We start from the raw sequence: 522 nt of genomic DNA on the forward strand, positions 1-522 counted from the left end.
GGACAAGATGGTCTGCGAAGCCCTCGGTATGGGCGATCCCCGCGGGAAGCAACATCGTGAATGCAGCCCCCAGTATTTTCCAGATTTTCATGTCAGTTCCCTTCTCTTCTAATTGGATTCTACTTTTTTGAATTGTACCTGTAGTAAGGCTCCTGCTCCATTTTGACGTAACCTAAGTAGAAGGACTTCACATGCGGCAGGATATCGGCTGCCGTTTGCCTCAGTTCGGATTCGAAGGCGGTGAGCGGCCGTGACATGGCGGCCTCGATGCGGTCCAGGATCGCGTCGCGGTCGATCCGCGTGAAACGTCCGTCCTCGTAGACAGTCTGGCCGCCGATGATGACGCGCGCCACGGACGACGACTTGGCGCGGTGCAGGATTGCCGCCAGCACCGGCGTATCGGCGTCGAGATAGGGCCGCGACACTGCCTTCCAGTCGATCATGACCATGTCGGCGAACGCGCCGGGGACGAGCTGGCCCGCCCTTTCACCGAAATGCGTGGTATCGGCCCCGCCCCTGGTC

At 59.6% G+C, this 522-nt stretch carries 1 pseudogene; it reads right to left on the bottom strand.

What is annotated here, in order from left to right:
• Nucleotides 1–119: 119 nt before the first annotated feature.
• Nucleotides 120–522: pseudogene (locus EN935_RS41285) on the bottom strand (amidohydrolase); the annotation flags it as partial.

Origin of the sequence: Mesorhizobium sp. M7D.F.Ca.US.004.03.1.1, from assembly GCF_003998635.1 — a bacterium.
GTDB classification, from domain to species: domain Bacteria; phylum Pseudomonadota; class Alphaproteobacteria; order Rhizobiales; family Rhizobiaceae; genus Mesorhizobium; species Mesorhizobium loti.